16 protein-coding genes and 1 pseudogene are annotated in these 15,964 nt (G+C 40.4%); 5 read left to right on the top strand and 12 right to left on the bottom strand.

Annotated features, from left to right (window positions below):
* The first annotated feature begins 24 nt into the window (after positions 1–24).
* The gene (locus D0469_RS13385) at positions 25–1,320 is read left to right on the top strand and encodes a dicarboxylate/amino acid:cation symporter (protein ID WP_117327267.1); all 1,296 of its coding nucleotides are present in this window, start codon (positions 25–27) and stop codon (positions 1,318–1,320) included.
* Positions 1,321–1,569: 249 nt separating this feature from the next.
* Here D0469_RS13385 and D0469_RS13380 read toward each other — a convergent pair whose 3' ends face one another.
* The 3 genes from D0469_RS13380 to D0469_RS13375 form a co-directional block, all read right to left on the bottom strand.
* On the bottom strand, positions 1,570–2,103 hold the full coding sequence (locus tag D0469_RS13380) for a histidine phosphatase family protein (RefSeq protein WP_117327245.1): 534 nt from the start codon (positions 2,101–2,103) through the stop codon (positions 1,570–1,572).
* A 184-nt stretch (positions 2,104–2,287) separates the two neighbouring features.
* Positions 2,288–2,431: a hypothetical protein gene (locus D0469_RS21135; protein WP_158553463.1), complete on the bottom strand. Its 144-nt coding sequence runs from the start codon at positions 2,429–2,431 to the stop codon at positions 2,288–2,290.
* A 105-nt stretch (positions 2,432–2,536) separates the two neighbouring features.
* Entirely contained in the window at positions 2,537–2,719 is a 183-nt protein-coding gene (locus tag D0469_RS13375) for a hypothetical protein (RefSeq protein ID WP_117327244.1), read from the bottom strand.
* A gap of 144 nt (positions 2,720–2,863) precedes the next feature.
* Between D0469_RS13375 and D0469_RS21700 the strand changes: the two genes are divergently transcribed.
* Positions 2,864–3,028: a TipAS antibiotic-recognition domain-containing protein gene (locus D0469_RS21700; protein ID WP_233523054.1), complete on the top strand. Its 165-nt coding sequence runs from the start codon at positions 2,864–2,866 to the stop codon at positions 3,026–3,028.
* Between the two features lie 228 nt (positions 3,029–3,256).
* The gene (locus D0469_RS13365; protein WP_117327243.1) at positions 3,257–3,886 is read left to right on the top strand and encodes a LysE family translocator; all 630 of its coding nucleotides are present in this window, start codon (positions 3,257–3,259) and stop codon (positions 3,884–3,886) included.
* Between the two features lie 175 nt (positions 3,887–4,061).
* Here the strand turns inward: D0469_RS13365 and D0469_RS21895 are convergent, their stop codons facing one another.
* The 4 genes and pseudogenes from D0469_RS21895 to D0469_RS13345 all read right to left on the bottom strand — a co-directional run bounded on the left by D0469_RS21895 (position 4,062) and on the right by D0469_RS13345 (position 6,684).
* The gene (locus D0469_RS21895; protein WP_267897311.1) at positions 4,062–4,244 is read right to left on the bottom strand and encodes a SpoIIAA family protein; all 183 of its coding nucleotides are present in this window, start codon (positions 4,242–4,244) and stop codon (positions 4,062–4,064) included.
* Positions 4,245–4,353: 109 nt separating this feature from the next.
* Positions 4,354–4,887, bottom strand: a complete 534-nt coding sequence (locus D0469_RS13355) for a potassium channel family protein (RefSeq protein ID WP_117327241.1) — start codon at positions 4,885–4,887, stop codon at positions 4,354–4,356.
* 86 nt (positions 4,888–4,973) lie between these two features.
* A pseudogene (locus D0469_RS13350) lies at positions 4,974–5,905 on the bottom strand (NAD-dependent epimerase/dehydratase family protein).
* A 203-nt stretch (positions 5,906–6,108) separates the two neighbouring features.
* A complete protein-coding gene (locus D0469_RS13345) occupies positions 6,109–6,684 on the bottom strand; it encodes a TetR/AcrR family transcriptional regulator (RefSeq protein WP_117327240.1) in 576 nt (191 codons plus the stop codon).
* 498 nt (positions 6,685–7,182) lie between these two features.
* Between D0469_RS13345 and D0469_RS13340 the strand changes: the two genes are divergently transcribed.
* Positions 7,183–8,457, top strand: coding sequence for a sensor histidine kinase (locus D0469_RS13340; protein WP_117327239.1), 1,275 nt, complete (start codon positions 7,183–7,185; stop codon positions 8,455–8,457).
* A 121-nt stretch (positions 8,458–8,578) separates the two neighbouring features.
* On the opposite strand, the gene fbpA is transcribed toward D0469_RS13340, so the two are convergent.
* From fbpA to D0469_RS13315, 5 genes are all read right to left on the bottom strand, one after another.
* On the bottom strand, positions 8,579–8,737 hold the full coding sequence (fbpA, locus tag D0469_RS13335) for a Fur-regulated basic protein FbpA (RefSeq protein ID WP_117327238.1): 159 nt from the start codon (positions 8,735–8,737) through the stop codon (positions 8,579–8,581).
* 39 nt (positions 8,738–8,776) lie between these two features.
* Positions 8,777–9,139, bottom strand: a complete 363-nt coding sequence (locus D0469_RS13330) for a P-II family nitrogen regulator (RefSeq protein ID WP_117327237.1) — start codon at positions 9,137–9,139, stop codon at positions 8,777–8,779.
* A 13-nt stretch (positions 9,140–9,152) separates the two neighbouring features.
* Positions 9,153–10,376 (bottom strand): ammonium transporter, encoded by a 1,224-nt coding sequence (locus D0469_RS13325; RefSeq protein ID WP_117327236.1) that lies wholly within the window; start codon positions 10,374–10,376, stop codon positions 9,153–9,155.
* Between the two features lie 225 nt (positions 10,377–10,601).
* Positions 10,602–12,434: an ABC transporter ATP-binding protein gene (locus tag D0469_RS13320; protein WP_117327235.1), complete on the bottom strand. Its 1,833-nt coding sequence runs from the start codon at positions 12,432–12,434 to the stop codon at positions 10,602–10,604.
* Positions 12,400–14,151 carry an ABC transporter ATP-binding protein gene (locus tag D0469_RS13315; RefSeq protein WP_117327234.1) on the bottom strand — a complete coding sequence of 584 codons (1,752 nt, stop codon included), beginning with the start codon at positions 14,149–14,151 and terminating at the stop codon, positions 12,400–12,402. The genes D0469_RS13320 and D0469_RS13315 overlap by 35 nt, the downstream gene beginning before the upstream one ends.
* 315 nt (positions 14,152–14,466) lie before the next feature.
* On the opposite strand from D0469_RS13315, the gene D0469_RS22010 reads away from it, so the two are divergent.
* A complete protein-coding gene (locus D0469_RS22010; protein ID WP_117327233.1) occupies positions 14,467–15,843 on the top strand; it encodes a TerD family protein in 1,377 nt (458 codons plus the stop codon).
* Positions 15,844–15,964 lie beyond the last annotated feature (121 nt).

The raw sequence follows: 15,964 nt of genomic DNA, 5'->3' as shown, positions 1-15,964 counted from the left end.
CCAAATTCTTTTATATTAATAACAATGAAAAGGAGACTGAAAAGCTTGAGAATATTAAAAAATTTAACTGTCCAAGTAGTCATTGGTATTATCCTCGGTATTGCAGTCGGGTTCATGTTCCCGGCTTTTGGTGAACAGCTGAAGGTTTTGGCTGATGTTTTCATTAAGCTCATTAAAATGGTCATTGCACCAATCGTGTTTTTCACGGTCGTTATCGGAATCGGCGGAATGGGCGATATGAAAAAGGTGGGCCGCATTGGCGGAAAGGCCCTGTTATACTTTGAAATTGTAACCACATTCGCACTAGCTATCGGAATCCTGGTCGTAAATATCGTTAAGCCGGGTGTAGGCTTCAATAAGGATGCGGTTGAAGGCGGAGATGTATCACAGTATACGACAGCTGCTTCTGAAACAAGCCACGGTATGATTGATTTTATTGTAGGAATCATTCCCGACAATATCGTCGCGGCAATGGCAAAGGGAGAATTGCTCCCTATCCTGTTCTTTGCAGTATTGTTCGGTGTTGCCTTGGCTGCAATGGGTGACAAAGGTAAACCAGTTGTGTCACTTTTTGAAAAGCTGGCTGAAGTGTTTTTCGGAGTCGTTAATATTATCATGAAGGTTTCCCCAATTGCCGCTTTCGGTGCAATGGCGTATACAATCGGCAAATTCGGGATCGGTTCACTTGTCATGCTGGGAAAATTGATGGGATCCGTATATCTGACAATGTTCTTCTTTATCGTACTTGTTCTTGGTGCGATTGCGAAGTTCTACAAGTTTAACATCTTTAAGTTCATTGCCTATATCAAAGAAGAAATCCTGCTTGTACTGGGTACTTCTTCTTCTGAATCCGCATTGCCAGCTATGATGCGCAGGCTTGAACAGTACGGCTGTTCAAAATCAGTTGTAGGATTGGTTGTACCAACAGGATATTCCTTTAACCTTGATGGAACCTCCATCTACCTATCCATGGCTGCAATCTTTATTGCACAGGCATATGGTATCGATTTAACTATCTGGCAGGAATTAACGTTACTCGGAGTCCTGATGCTGACATCTAAGGGTGCTGCCGGTGTTACAGGTTCAGGTTTCATCACACTTGCAGCTACTCTTGCTGCTTTCCCGATGATTCCAGTCGAAGGTATTGCATTACTTCTTGGAGTTGACCGTTTCATGTCTGAAGCTCGTGCCATCACTAACCTGATTGGTAACGGTGTGGCTACAGTAGTAATCTCTAAGACAGAAAAAGAATTCCATCCGGAAGTTGCTCAAGGCGGAAAAATGGCAGGATCAGTAGCCAAGAAAATTGCACTTAAATAAGTTTGAGCAGATACAGAACCAATCCATATCGGGTTGGTTCTTTTTTAGTCGAAATATATGAAGCCTCGACAATTTGATTCATAAATTAGAAGGAACTTACCAAATATCACTTCTTAACTCGGCTTCAGACAGCAGTCGCTTACCACCCATTAGCAGTGAGACGGCGTCCAAAACTTTGGCCTTTGTTCATCCAAGACTTACAACTGGCGTGGTGAAAAATATCAGGAATTAAAGTAAAATCAGTGTTTCTCACTTTTCAAAAATATACAGTTTCCCATTATCTGCTGTCCTGAATTTCGGGCCGGTGAAACCTCTTTTTAATAATTCCTTCCTCATAAACATCATAATTCCGCCATGACTAACGATCAGCACATTCTCATCTTGCTGCAGCACTTTATCGAGAATCACATTTATCCGTTTGGATACATCCTTTTTACTCAGAGACTGCGATTTATGATTAAACAGCCAGGCTATTCGAATAAAGAGCAAATGGATCGGCAAAGGCAGCCTTATTTTTCTCTGAAAAAATGGCGAAAGAGGAATTTCCCGCAGTTCTTCTAAAAAAATAATCTGGCCATCAAATGCCTTTCTAGCTGTTTTTTCTGCCCTTGATAAATCACTGGCATAGCATTTACTCCAATCAACATTGCATAAGTCAATTCTGTTTTCTTCTACATCTGAGGCATCGTATTCTCTCATCCATTGCCTTAATTCCTCTGATGTGACTATTTTATTTGGATATCCCCTTGTAACTTTGAAATGTCGCAGTAATCCAACCTTCACAACTCCCCACTCCAAATTAATGAATTTAACATCTCTACTGAAACTTTATCATATTAAGCCAGATGAACTGGATGCAATATTTTAAACGAACAGCAAAAAACTCCTTAAGCAGCTAAGGAGTTCAGGTTTAAATCACTTAAGTTAAGGGCAGAACAGGGATAGTTTTTTATTCCTGTATCGCAGTCTACTCCAGGATATCAAAATCATCTGGGTTTTTTTCATCCTGGATTCCGCGTTTGGAATCAAGCTCTGCTTCCTTCTGCTTGGATACGTTTTGGACAACGTTCCCTTCAGCATCATATTGGATTTTTCCTTTTTCATTTTCCATAATCAGCACCTCCTAACGTATTCCTTTTTAGAGTGCCAATTATCGCTATTTCTAATCGTAAATATGAGAAGTTTTTCACAGTTATCTTGACTATCTATAGACGATTTATGAACGAGAGCTAAAGAAGGATTGCAATTTCATTTTGACTCTTCCGCAATCACCGCGTTTTTCAATCAAAGCAATTTTTATCTCATTTTCAGCAAGGGCATATTTTTCTTTATCAGTTTTGCGTATTTTTAATTCAGTCAGCAACATAAGCAATTCTTTTTGATATTTGAAATTGGTCATTTCAAATACACCCTTTCTAATGAACTTTCTTACAATTATAGTTGATAGCGTATAAAATAAGTTCTAATTAACAGTAATTTAACATAAATTTACAGGATTTTTTCTTAGGTACTAAAAATTTTATATTTTTCTCAACAGCAGGCCATGTCTGAGAAAATGAAAACGATTTATAAAAAACTCGCCGCATTGAGTCAAGAGCCAGCTGAATTAAAGGAAGCTCAGGAAGCGATTAAGGAATGGTTTGATTTATTAAACGAAATGGGCACTTCACTGGATGCTTTTAAAGGTCTCGGCCAGCTGTATTTATGATTAACGGTTCACCAAAAACAGGTGATAAATTTGGTGAAAGCCTGGCACAATTTATATGCAGCGCAATGGCTTGTTTGCTTATAACAAAAATAATAGACCTGAACTCCGTCAGGAAGAGAAGAAAAGCAGGGTACCCTTGCTTTTTGATATAATAAACATAATTTAAGTAAACAGAATATTTTATAAGATTATGATCCTTCTTAATTTGAAGGAACTGGGGGGGTAAAAATGTTTAGTCTAGCTACATTGAGTGCGTTTGTAGCTGTAGTATTAGGGTTGTTTATTATACCTGGTCCTGCGGTACTTCTTACCGCTACCCGTACCATTCAGGGAGGCCGCAAAGCCGGGATAATGGCTGGCCTGGGGATTGCTACTGGGGATCTTGTTCATACTCTATTTGCGGCAGCAGGACTTTCAGCAATATTGATGACGTCTTCACTTGCATTTAATGTAATCAAAATTGCAGGAGCAGTGTATTTATTTTACCTTGGTATCCGAGCGATACTTGAGAAAGCTTCAGACCCTGAGCTTCCCAAGGTTTCTTCCGTATCTGGTCTGCGCGCTTATGGAGAGGCTGTCTTCATTGAAGTTTTTAATCCGAAAACATCGCTCTTCTTTTTAGCCTTTTTGCCTCAATTTATACATTCAGATCGGGGAGACAGCTTAATCCAATTCTTGATTCTTGGTTTAATCTTTGTGCTGATGAGCATAATTTATACAACGATGATAGCTTTGAGTATCAAACCATTGGGAAGGGTAGTCAAGCGAATATCCTGGATTGGCCTTTGGAGCGGCAAAATCGTAGGGGCCATCTATATCGGACTTGGCTTGAAGGTAGTATTTCAAAGCCGAGGTTAAGAAAAAACCGCAAGCGCCCTGGTTAGCCCTGACAAGCATAAGACAAGCTCTGACAGAAGGCACTCTTTGCTTTCAGAAGCGCTTGGCTTATGACCTTGAGTCCAGCCTCGGAGCGAGACACCCAACCTGGACCTAGACATTTGTATATTTTTAAACAGTTATACTTTCTTTGCTCTTATTTTGTTATCCAGTCCCATGCCTGCTCCAGCTCTTCTTTTTTAAAGTGCTTTGATTTAATGCCCGGCAAATAATTTCCTAATTCAGCCAAGGTCCCAATCCATTCCTTTTCACTAATAACTGGAAATTTATTAAACTGCTTCCACCTTTTTGCATGAATTGAAATAAGTTGCTTTGGCAATATTGTTATGGGTTTTGGCAGAATTAATTTGAATGGGCGTTTAGAGTAGCTTTGTGGCGGTGCACTCAATAGATCCAAACAACATTTTTTGATTTAGCTACTTTCTCTTTTAATTTTGCAGTTTTTTAACCAGTTTGGCTGTGATAACAGCCATTAAAATAGAGTTAGTAATCATTCCGATTAGCATTTCTGATGCAGCGAGAGCATTGGAAAATATCCCTATTGAAGTAATATCCCCATAGCCTGTCGTGGTAAAGGTTGTAATACTATAGTATAAAAAATCATCCCCGGAAAGATTTTCACCGGTAAAACTAAATGCTTTTTCCCCTTTTATTCTATAAATAAGGTAATACAGATTCGCGTAAGTAAGAATCGTTAACGACAATAGCAAACCCGATCCGATCGAGATGTTCTTAAGATTCGCTCCTGTCTGGGGAATATAAATAATAAATTCAAAAAGCAGAAGTAAACAGCTAATCAACACCAATATCAGAACTAATAACAAAGTGTATAGACCAATACCCTTTTTCAGAGTGAAAATGGAATAAATAATCAGCAAGCCAATTATGCCTATATTTAGAATGGCATAAAGAGTAAGCCTCTTTTTTTCAAAATCTCTGCCAGGGAGAATTTTAGTTTTCATGGAAACCTCTTTGTTTTTTAACAAGTAATTTTCCCATTTGTAGATAATTCATTCTAATGCCCATACATATAAACCCTCTTAATAGCTCACTTTGTTTTTAATATGCTGGCCAATGTATTATGAATTCCTTCCTGATAAGGCGTCCTCGGAATTTCACCAATCTCACGTTCATACTTGCTTCCATTTAAAACAACAGGTTCTTCCGTCAAATAGTACATTTCGAGATATTCTTTCATAAATTTATCAAAGAATCCGAGGAAACGGATCATATTCCTTGTAACAGTTGGAACCTTTTTACGGTAATTTGTATATTCCCCCGTTATTCTAATGACCTCTTCCCCTGTAATCGTTCCAGTCCCTGGAATGTTCCAATTCTGGCCATAGGCTTTTTCATGCATAGCCAATTCCACTAATGCCTTCGCTCCATCAGGTGTATAAATAAATTCCCTTAATAGCGTTTGGTCTCCGATATATTTTGCGGTCTTCCCTTTAGCCATTGCCATTAGTGTATAGTTGAGGAGTGTGTTCCCTGCATTTGGTCCGTAAAAATCAGGGAAATGGGCAATAAACAGTTCCACTCCCGATTGCTTAGCCATCCGTTCGAGATCCAGGCGAATCTTCCCCTTTTTCGTGTGCGGGTTTTTCTCATCCGCTTCACTAACCGGAACCCCTTTGGCTCTTCCATACGCATATATGTTATCAACGATAGCAAGCCGCGCCTTTGATTTTTTAGCTTCACTTAATATATTACCGTTTAAAACAGGCAGTTTTTCCCGCCAATCCTGATAGGGAATATTCACTGCATTGAAAATCGTATCAACACCACTAGCTGCCTGGTCTAATTCCCTTTGGTTAAAACCATCACCCGCCATTATATTGACATTCATCTTTTGAAAGAGATCATCCAGCCTTCCTTTATTCCGTGCAAAAACCGACACCCCTACCCTCTTTGCAGCAATTCATGAACAATCGCGCTCCCCATACTTCCCGTTGCTCCCAATACTAAAGCCGTTTTCAAAATATATACCCCCTTTTAATTATCCATCGGTTAATAAAATATAAAAAGTTTACGCTTACCCAAATGCCCTAAGAAGCAACTGAATGTAAGATTTAGCCAGAGCCCTTACATCCTCATAGAATTAGCTTCTTACTGCTAAAGCACTATCATAAAAATATAATACTCCGCTTAATTATCCAGTGGTTAATAATATACAAAATCTTTTACGTATTCCCAATTGCCCTTAAAAGCAATTGAACGTGTGATTCAGCAAGATCCCTGACATCTTCATAAGATTGGCCGCTGCGGCAATATACTGCTACAAATCCATGAATACTTAAGAATAGAGACCAAATTGTTTTCGTATCAACCTGTTTGGCGCAAAGCAAATACACTGCCTGAGCAAATCTGGCATAGCTATTATCAGGCTCATTAAGCGAATTCCCCTTAATCTCTTCATCAGTAATAAGAAACATAATCTCATAATGGTTTGGATTTTCCAGACCAAACTTTATAAAACCAAGAAGAATCTGTGTTAGTTTTTCAGAATCCTCCAGTTCCTGTGCCATTACCTTATTGAGTTCACCATCCAAAAGGGAAAAGTCTTCTTTAACCAAGGCATAAAAAAGCTCCGCTTCGTTCTCGAAGTGATAATAAATTGCTCCATGCGTATAATCCAGTTCCTTGGCGATTTTCCTCATCGAAACATTGCGATAACCTTCTTTTACAAACAGTCTTCGGGCAGCTTCCATAATACGGGATCTGGATAGTTCGACATCTACTGCTTTTCTTGGTGACAATTACATTCTCCTTTTTATTAACCACTGTTTAAATAAAAGTGTAAAATTAATTCTAGCAGATTTTCAAGTAGGATTTTAATCGAATTGAAAGTGCTCGGACTTGTCGCTAGGCTTACTTTTCATAATTTGTTCTTTTGTAATTATGCTTTCCATTTCACATAAAACATTAAATGGCTTTTTAGTAAATACGCGTTTTTGTATAATGCCTCCTAAATCTTTGCCATAAAAGGGAAGTCTTTAATTAAAAAACTTATAGCTTTCCAAATTCACTCAATTGGAGATTCTTTATTTAGGCTAATCACTTTAAGACCTGCCCCCCAGTTTCCTCAGCCGATTCTTCCCCTAGATTTTTTCTATGTAATGAAATTCTACAGATAAATCAAAAGAAAATTCCGAATAGTTTAGTGACCAATATATACTTCCATGTTATTCTGATTTTATCATAGCAAGTGAACCGAAATTTGTGAGAGTTTTTAAAGCGGAGCGGGGTAGTTAATTATGGAGTTTCAATATGACAAAATCCTTCTTCAAATGCTGATGGTGTTGTTCCCCATTATCCTTTACCTTGCGTTAGCGAAGGAGCCCAGAGGCGAAAAAAGGGAAAGAACCTTGTGGGGAATAGTATGTGCAGCAACAATGGTATTGTCTATTTCTGTAGCAATTAAAATAGATAATGGTATTTTCCTTGATTTACGGATGGTACCCTGGTTTTTGGCTTTTATTTACGGCGGAACCGGCACCGGGATTTTAGTAACATTGTTTTTCTTTGGCGCCCGTTTTCTGGCTGGCGGTTCAGGCATGATTCCCGCCTTCATTGTGATGATTATATCCAGCTTGGTAGTATATAAACTTCAGGACAAGTTTCAAACCTGGACTCCCAAAAAGAGAATAACTGTATCCATAATATTCCTAATAGTTTCATCATCTATGCTTCCTCTAATCGGATCAATTCTCTTACATGAGTCAATCACCCTTATGAAACTGGCTATTTACATTTTTTTTGTCATCGAGAACGGAATCATGGCATGGTTTGCTGTTTATTTAATGGAATCTCATCATGAAAAAAGACAGCTGATAAAAGAAGTCCAAAAAAATGAAAAATTGAATGTGGTTGGCCAATTGGCCGCAAGCGTTGCACACGAAATCAGAAATCCGATGACGAGTGTCAGGGGCTTCATCCAGCTGCTCACAACTTCCGAAAACATCTCCGTCTCAGAAAAGGATTATTTAAAGGTGTGCCTGGCAGAATTGGACAGGGCCAATGACATTATCTCCGATTATCTTTCTTTGGGAACAAATCAGTCAAGCGAACAGTTTAGAAAACTGGATATTAACAAAGAAGCCGAAAAATCAATCAAGTCTCTTTCTTCATACGCGATGTTTCATGGCGTAAATGTTTCTTCCGAAATTCAGGAAAATGCTCATATTGTTGGTATATCCGGAAGAGTTCAACAGATGTTTATTAATTTGATTAAGAATGCAATTGAAGCGGCAGCACCCCATGGACATGTTACAGTAAAAATACACACTGAAAGGGAAAAAGTGATCATCCGCATTTCAGACGATGGAATAGGAATGGACGAACAACAAATTGAAAACCTTGGGCTCCCTTACTACTCGACCAAAGACAGGGGAACAGGCCTTGGTTTGATGGTTACGCTTCAGATTATCAGGGATATGGGCGGTGAGTTCAAGGTTAAAAGTGAAAAAGGGACGGGTACAGTATTCGAAATAATATTGCCACTTGTACAGCCCAATCAGAATTCAGTATAATCCAATAACCGGTAATTTATAAAGAATACGTTTGATTCGAATATAAGAATCAGTTTTAAATTACGCGAAAAAATTCTTGCCTACATTGAACCGAGCCATCCGATTAGGGATGGCTCGGTTATTACTTTAAAAATGTTTGCTGATTAAAGAGTTTCTCAAGTTCCTCCAAAGGAAGGTTTAAAAGGTTAGGCCGGTCTTCAGGCTTGTATATTTTATTTAGGATAAGAGCATTAATAATTTTTTCTTTCTTTGCTATTACAAGCTTTACTAATCTCCCCATATACTATCCTCCAGCCTTATTTCCCCGCCGGCCAGGATATTATTTATCATTTTTTAAGGCAGCGTGCCCTTCCTCTCCTGTTCTGATTTTGATTACATTAGCAAGTTCATAAATGAAGATTTTCCCGTCTCCTGGCTTTCCCGTATAAAGAAACTTCCTGGCAACATTGATTACATCCTGGACAGGGACCTCACAAACAACTATTTCTATCTTAATTCTTTCATGCAGGTTGATTTCCCGTTTTACTCCGCGATATGTTTCGACAAAACCTTTCTGAAGCCCTGTTCCTTTGACGTCTGAAACAGTGATCCCGCTTACACCTATCTTGGCAAGCTCCTGTTTAAATTGTTCAAATTTGTTCGGTCTTGCGACAATATCAATCTTTGTTAATACCTCTCCCATACTCTTCATCTCCTTAAATGGTTTCGTGATACGCCTTTTCGCCGTGCAATGTGATATCCAGACCCATTGTTTCCTGTTCCTCATTCACACGGATCGGCATGAACACATTAATCACTTTAACAATTACGAATGTAATCGCCCCAATGAAGATGTAGGTAGCAACAATCGCAACCGCTTGTTTCCATAACAAGCCAGGATCCCCGTAAAACAGGCCATCAGCTCCAGCACTATTGACAGATGTTGTTGCAAACAAACCTGTTGCAATTCCTCCCCATGTACCTCCGATTCCATGCAGGCCAAAGGCATCAAGTGTATCATCATAGCCAAGCTTTTTCTTTAGCGAGGATACTCCCCAGAAACAAACAGCACCACCAATAATTCCAATTAAAATAGAAGCTGCAGGAGTCACAAATCCACAAGCCGGAGTGATAGCAACTAAGCCGGCAATCGCGCCGGATAAAGCCCCAAGCATTGTAGGTTTTTTATTAATCAAATATTCAACAATCAGCCAGCCAATAATCCCTGCTCCAGCTGCTATCGCAGTATTAACAAACACTGTCATAGCCACATCATTGATCGTTAACGCACTGCCTACATTAAATCCATACCAGCCAAACCATATAAGCGAAGCTCCTAAAACAGTTAAAGGCAAATTGTGTGGTGAGCTTTCATTGCATTCCTTTCTTTTGCCGAGCATAACTGCCAACACAAGCCCGGTCACACCTGAGGAAATATGAACAACGTTTCCACCCGCAAAGTCAAGAGCCCCAAGTTCACGCAGCCATCCGCCGACTCCCCATACCCAGTGAGCAACCGGTGCATATGCAACAACTGACCAAATCACAATAAAGAGTATATACGCGGAAAATTTCATCCTTTCTGCGACAGCTCCTGAAATGATCGCAACTGTAAGTACCGCAAATGTCATTTGGAACATCATAAACAAATTGTGCGGGATTGTCGCACTATAGTCTTCATTAGGCTCAAATGTTACACCGTTTAAACCTGCCCAGTCTAAGTTCCCTAAAAATGCATTCCCCCCAGTAGAGAAAGAAAGTGAATAACCAACTAAAACCCAAATAATGGAGACAATTGCCATAGGCATATAACTGTGCATCGCTGTGCTTAGCACATTTTTGCTTTTTACCATTCCCCCGTAGAAAAGGGCAATACCCGGAGTCATAAGCCAAACCAATAATGTTGCCAAAAACATAAATACAGAATCACCTAATTGCATAACACCAACCTCCTAGATAATTAATGTTAGGTTTTCTAACATCAAATGTTGTATGAACTAATAATAAACACAATTTTTTAAAAATTCAAGAGAATTTTTAAAATTTATGTTAGATTTTCTAACATTTGTTATTAAAAGGGTTTACACCATGGTTCATTCCATAAAAAATCCATGACCTATAAAAATGGTCATGGATAATGTTGTTCGATATTTGATTTACCGTCGTCAGCTTATTTGGTCTTTTAGCTGGCCATGGAAAAGACTATGATAAAATCCTTTTTCACTTAACAGCGATTCATGTAAGCCTCTCTCAATTATTCTGCCATTCTGCAGTACTAATATTTGATCGGCCCGCTGAATCGTATTCAGTCTATGGGCAATTACAAAGCTTGTACGTCCCTTCATCAATCGCTGCAGAGCCTCCTGAATTTTCAATTCTGTAATGGTATCAATACTAGAGGTCGCTTCATCAAGGATTAATAGGGCGGGATCCGCTAGAATCGCCCTCGCAATCGAGATCAGCTGCTTTTGTCCCTGGCTTATTCCGCTGCCATCTTGTTTTAGGACAGTCTCATATCCGTCCTTCAATTTACTGATAAATGAATGGGCGTTTGCCATCTTCGCAGCGGCTTCGACCTCGTCATCTGTAGCATCCAATCTGCCGTACCGAATATTTTCCCTGATTGTTCCCTGAAACAAATAAGAGTCCTGCAGAACAAACCCCATATGGCGCCGGAGGCTATCCCGTTTGATTTTCTTGCTATTAATCCCATCTATCAAAATAGTTCCGCTATCATTGTCATAAAAACGTGATAGCAGGTTAATCAATGTCGTTTTTCCCGCACCAGTCGGGCCTACAAGAGCAATTGATTCGCCCACATTTGCTGTAAAAGATATTTCCCTTACAGTATCTCCGCCTGTTTCATACGAAAAAGAAACATCCTGGAATTCTACCCTTCCTCTCAGGTCCTGAAGTTCAATTGATGCTTCATCACCCTGCTCTTCCTCTTTTTCATCCAGTATTTCAAAAACCCTTTCAGCTCCAGCAATCGCTGACAAGAGTGTATTAAATTGGTTAGCCAGATCATTCAAAGGCCTTGTAAATTGCCGGGAATACTCTGTAAAAATCACAATTACCCCTATTGTAATTACTCCTTTTAACGCAAGTATTCCTCCCACACCAGCAATGACAGCAAAGCTTAGATTATTTAGCACGTTCATAAGCTTTGGAATAAAGCCGGAAAATGTCTGAGACCAGAACCCCGAATTTTTCAATATGGCACTCTTCTCAAGAAATTCGGCTAAAACCCTCTCTTCCTGCGAGAAGGCTTTGACTATCCTTTGTCCCGAAATTGTCTCTTCTATAAAACCATTCAATCGCCCAAGATTACGCTGCTGCTCCTTATATAAGGGCCCTGTTCGTTTAGTAATCCACTTTAATCCATAAAACATGGCCGGTACGATGAACAATGTCAGGACTGTTAGCAGTGGACTTAGCCAAAGCATTACACCAACTGTTCCTAAGAGTGTGAGCAAACTTGAAGCAATCTGTATGACAGAGCTATTTAATGTCGAGCTAACATTTTCAATATCATTGGTTACCCTGCTCATCAGCTCACCATGCTGCCGATGGTCAAAAAATTGAATCGGCAGATTATGAAGGTGCCCAAACAGCTCAACCCGCATCCTCGAAACAGTTTGCTGGGCAATGCCGACCATCCAATAATTTTGCATCCATAGCGAACCAGAATATGCAAGAAAAATACCCGCAAGCCCGAACAAAATCTCTCCTAGGCCGCTTGTTTCCCCCTTAACAATATAATCATCTATCGCCCTTCCGATAAGAAACGGACCTAGCAGTCCAAAAGCAGAACTTAGCAAAACCATCATAAGGACCAGGCTAAGCATTCCTTTTTGAGCGGCAAGGTATCCCCAAATTCTTTTCAGCGTTGTCTTCCAATTTTTCACTTTCGGGACTTTCTTCTTCGGCTGTCCCATCTCGTTTGTCCAATCCTTTATTTTCTTATATTGAAAAGGTTTTATTAGCTGGTCTCGCATGCCCGCTTATCCCCTTTCCTGCCTGTGACTGATGAATCCTGCCATATAAATCACATTCCTTTAGAAGCTCTTCATGAGTGCCTTTAGCTAGTACTCTACCATCCTCTACTAAGATAATTTTATCTGCTTTCTTTGCAGTACTGATTTTTTGAGTGATAATCAGGGTCGTACATTGAAGGGTATTTATCCCCAACAGCAGCCGTTCTTCCGTATTAACATCCAGCGCACTGGTACTGTCATCAAGCAGCAGCAGTTTTGGCTGTCGGACTAAAGCCCTCGCTATTGCAATTCGCTGCTTTTGCCCTCCTGAAAGATTCACACCTTTTTGCCCTATTAACGTGTCATATTTGGCCGGTAGCTTTTCAATTGTCTCATGGATCTGTGCGATCCTTGCAGCTTCGACCACTTCATCCATGGAAGCATCATCTTTGCCCCAAGAAATATTGTCCTTTACCGTTCCCGTAAAAAGCAGCGATTCCTGAGGCACGTATCCGATTGATCCTCTTAGTGTATCTACTTCAATTTCTCGAATATCCATTCCATCGACTTTAATACTGCCTTCCGTAACATCATATAGACGTGGAATCAACTGAAACAAAGAGGTCTTACCAGAACCAGTGGCACCCATAATCGCAACCGTCTGACCCATCCCTGCATCAAACGAAATATCCCGAAGCACTTCAACATTTGTTCCCGGGTACGTAAATGAAACATTCTTAAAACAAAGAGTTCCCTTATGAACATCTGAACTGCTTTCAGGAGCATCCGCCATGTCTACCTCAGTTTGAAGCACCTCAGCAATTCGGTGAGCTGATGCCTTCGCTCTTGAAAATACCATAATAATAAAGGTAAATACCGAAAAGGCAGAAGTCATTTTTGTGGCATAATTCACAATCGCTACAATTTCTCCTGCACTCGCAGTACCGGCAGTCAGCTCAGCATTGCCAAACCATAAAACCGTCATGATGCCTGCATTCATGATAAACAACAAAACAGGAAGGGCCACTTCGATAAACCTCAAAGCTGACACAGTCTCCATCATTAAATTTCTGTTTGCTGCTGCAAATCTTTTTCTTTCGTGGTTTCGTCGAAGAAATGCTTTTATTAGTCTCATACCGGCCAAATTTTCCCTAAGAACCTCATTAACCGAATCTAGTTTAGACTGCAGTACCCTAAAGAGCCTGCCCGCCTTAGTCATCGTAAAAATTAAGAAAGCAAGCAGCACAGGAACAGCTGTGGCCAATATCAAAGCTAGCTGGATATGTACGAAAAAAGCCATTACCATTCCACCAATGATCAGCAGCGGTGCTCTTAACATGATCCGCAGGCTCATAAACACTGTATTTTGCACTTGGGTGACATCATTGGTTATTCTCGTTATCAAAGATGAATTCGGAAAAATGCTTAAATTAGAAAAGGAAAAGGATTGCACCTTTTCAAATAAGTTTCTCCGCACATCAAACCCAAAGCTTTGGCTCACATGAGAAGCAAAAAATGAATTTACAATGCCAGATACAAAAGCAAGCAAAGAAATCCCAATCAAAACCATCCCCCACGTAAGGACAAAATTCATATCTCTCCTCAAAATGCCTTGATCGATTATTTTTGCCATCAGCATAGGCTGCAAGAGTTCCACTGCCAGTTCAACGAGCATGAGACACAATGCAACCACTACATGCAGACGATATGGTTTTAAATATGACAGGACTTTTATCATAGCTGTGCTCCCACCTTTTTTTCGTTAACAAAAAAGTTTAGATAATCGAATATCTCGATAGTAACTTATTGTTATCATACCATTTGCACCTTTTTTTAAATAGTCGGAATCTTTTCGATTACTTCACCAAATAAAGTCTTTTTCTCTAAAAAATCTCTGAAATCCTCCTTGCATGTTGCACCAGTCAATTCACACTTACCCCCCTATCTCTTCGGATACTTTTTGGTCTGCTTTTTAACTTTGTATATGGTAAAGTGAAGGTATGAATTTGAAATAAGGCTTACCTTTAAATTTGTGAGTAAGGAGTGATTTGTTGTGGGTGTTACTTTAAGCAAGGGCCAAAAAGTAGATTTAACCAAGTCCAATCCGGGGCTGTCCAATGTGGTTGTAGGTTTAGGCTGGGACATAAACAGCAGCCAAGGCTCTAATTACGACCTTGATGCATCAGCATTTTTAGTTGGAGAAAATGGCAAGGTTCAAAGCGATTTAGATTTTGTTTTTTACAACAATCCCTCTGGCGGGAACGGCTCGGTCATATATAGCGGAGATAACAGAACCGGAGTGGGCGAGCGTGATGATGAACAAATTCGCATCGATCTACATAGAGTTCCAGCTTTCATTCACCGGATTGCGTTTACCATTACCATTCATGATGCACAGATCAAGAATCAAAGCTTCGGACAGGTGTCGAATGCATATGTGCGCATTTTCAATGAAATGACGAATGAAGAACTTCTGCGCTTTAATCTTGGCCGTGATTTTACAGTAGAAACAGCAATTGTCACTGCCGAACTTTACCGCCATAATGGCGAGTGGAAATTCAACGCCATAGCAAGCGGTTTCCAGGGAGGACTAGCTGCGCTTTGCCGTAATTTTGGTGTCACAGTGGATGACGTACCCGCTCCACAGGCACAGCAAAATTCCTTTAATCAGCCAGCTGCATACAGCCCGCCGCCTGCTTCCCAATCTTTTAGCTCATCACAGCAAAGCTTTAGTCAGCCGGCATTTAACAGTTCACCGCAATCCTTTTCTTCCGCTCCTCCGAGCCACGTCTACGGCAGCGAGAATATAACATGCTCAAGGTGCCATTCGACAAACGTACGGACTGGAGAGAAAGGCTTCGGTCTTGGTAAAGCAGCTGTCGGCGGCTTAATCCTAGGCCCTATCGGATTGCTTGGCGGGTTCATCGGTAAAAATCAGCTGAAGTTCACCTGTAACAGCTGCGGCAACACCTGGTCCCCATCTCAGACTGATTATACTGAGTGGGCAAAACAACAAAAAAATAAAGCCATGGAACTCTTCAATCGTTTCAAAAGCCAGGATGTCCTTGATGCAGTGGTAGCCGCCTGTGCCTTGGTTGGAATGGCAGATGGCCGTCTTGACCCATCGGAACGCCAAAAGATGATGGAATTTGTAAATCAAAGCGAAGAGCTTCGTGTGTTTGATACAAATAAAGTCATTCAGCAGTTTAATATGTTCGTCCAGCGAATAGAGTTTGATCAAATCATTGGCCGCGCCGAGGCCTTTAAGGCTTTAGGAAAAGTAAGATCCAAACCGGAAATCGCCCGGCTTGTGGCCCGTTATTGCATTGCAATCGGTTTCGCAGATGGGCACTTTGACGGAAACGAACAGCGGGTCGTAAGCGAAGTTTGCCGCGAACTCGGCCTGAATCCTGCTGAGTTTTTATCTTAAGATAGAAAAGCGAACAAAGGAACGACAACTAGGTTCTGGTACGTCCTGTGCCAAAGGTCGACGTCAGCACATCCATTCTAAGGATGAACGGCTAAGTTCGCCCCGTCCTGGGGCAACGCCG

It is taken from the genome of Peribacillus saganii (genome assembly GCF_003429095.1).
Classification (GTDB): domain Bacteria; phylum Bacillota; class Bacilli; order Bacillales; family DSM-1321; genus Peribacillus; species Peribacillus saganii.
The sequence above is the reverse complement of the archived record's forward strand: the minus strand, read 5'-3'. Positions and strand labels throughout refer to the sequence as shown.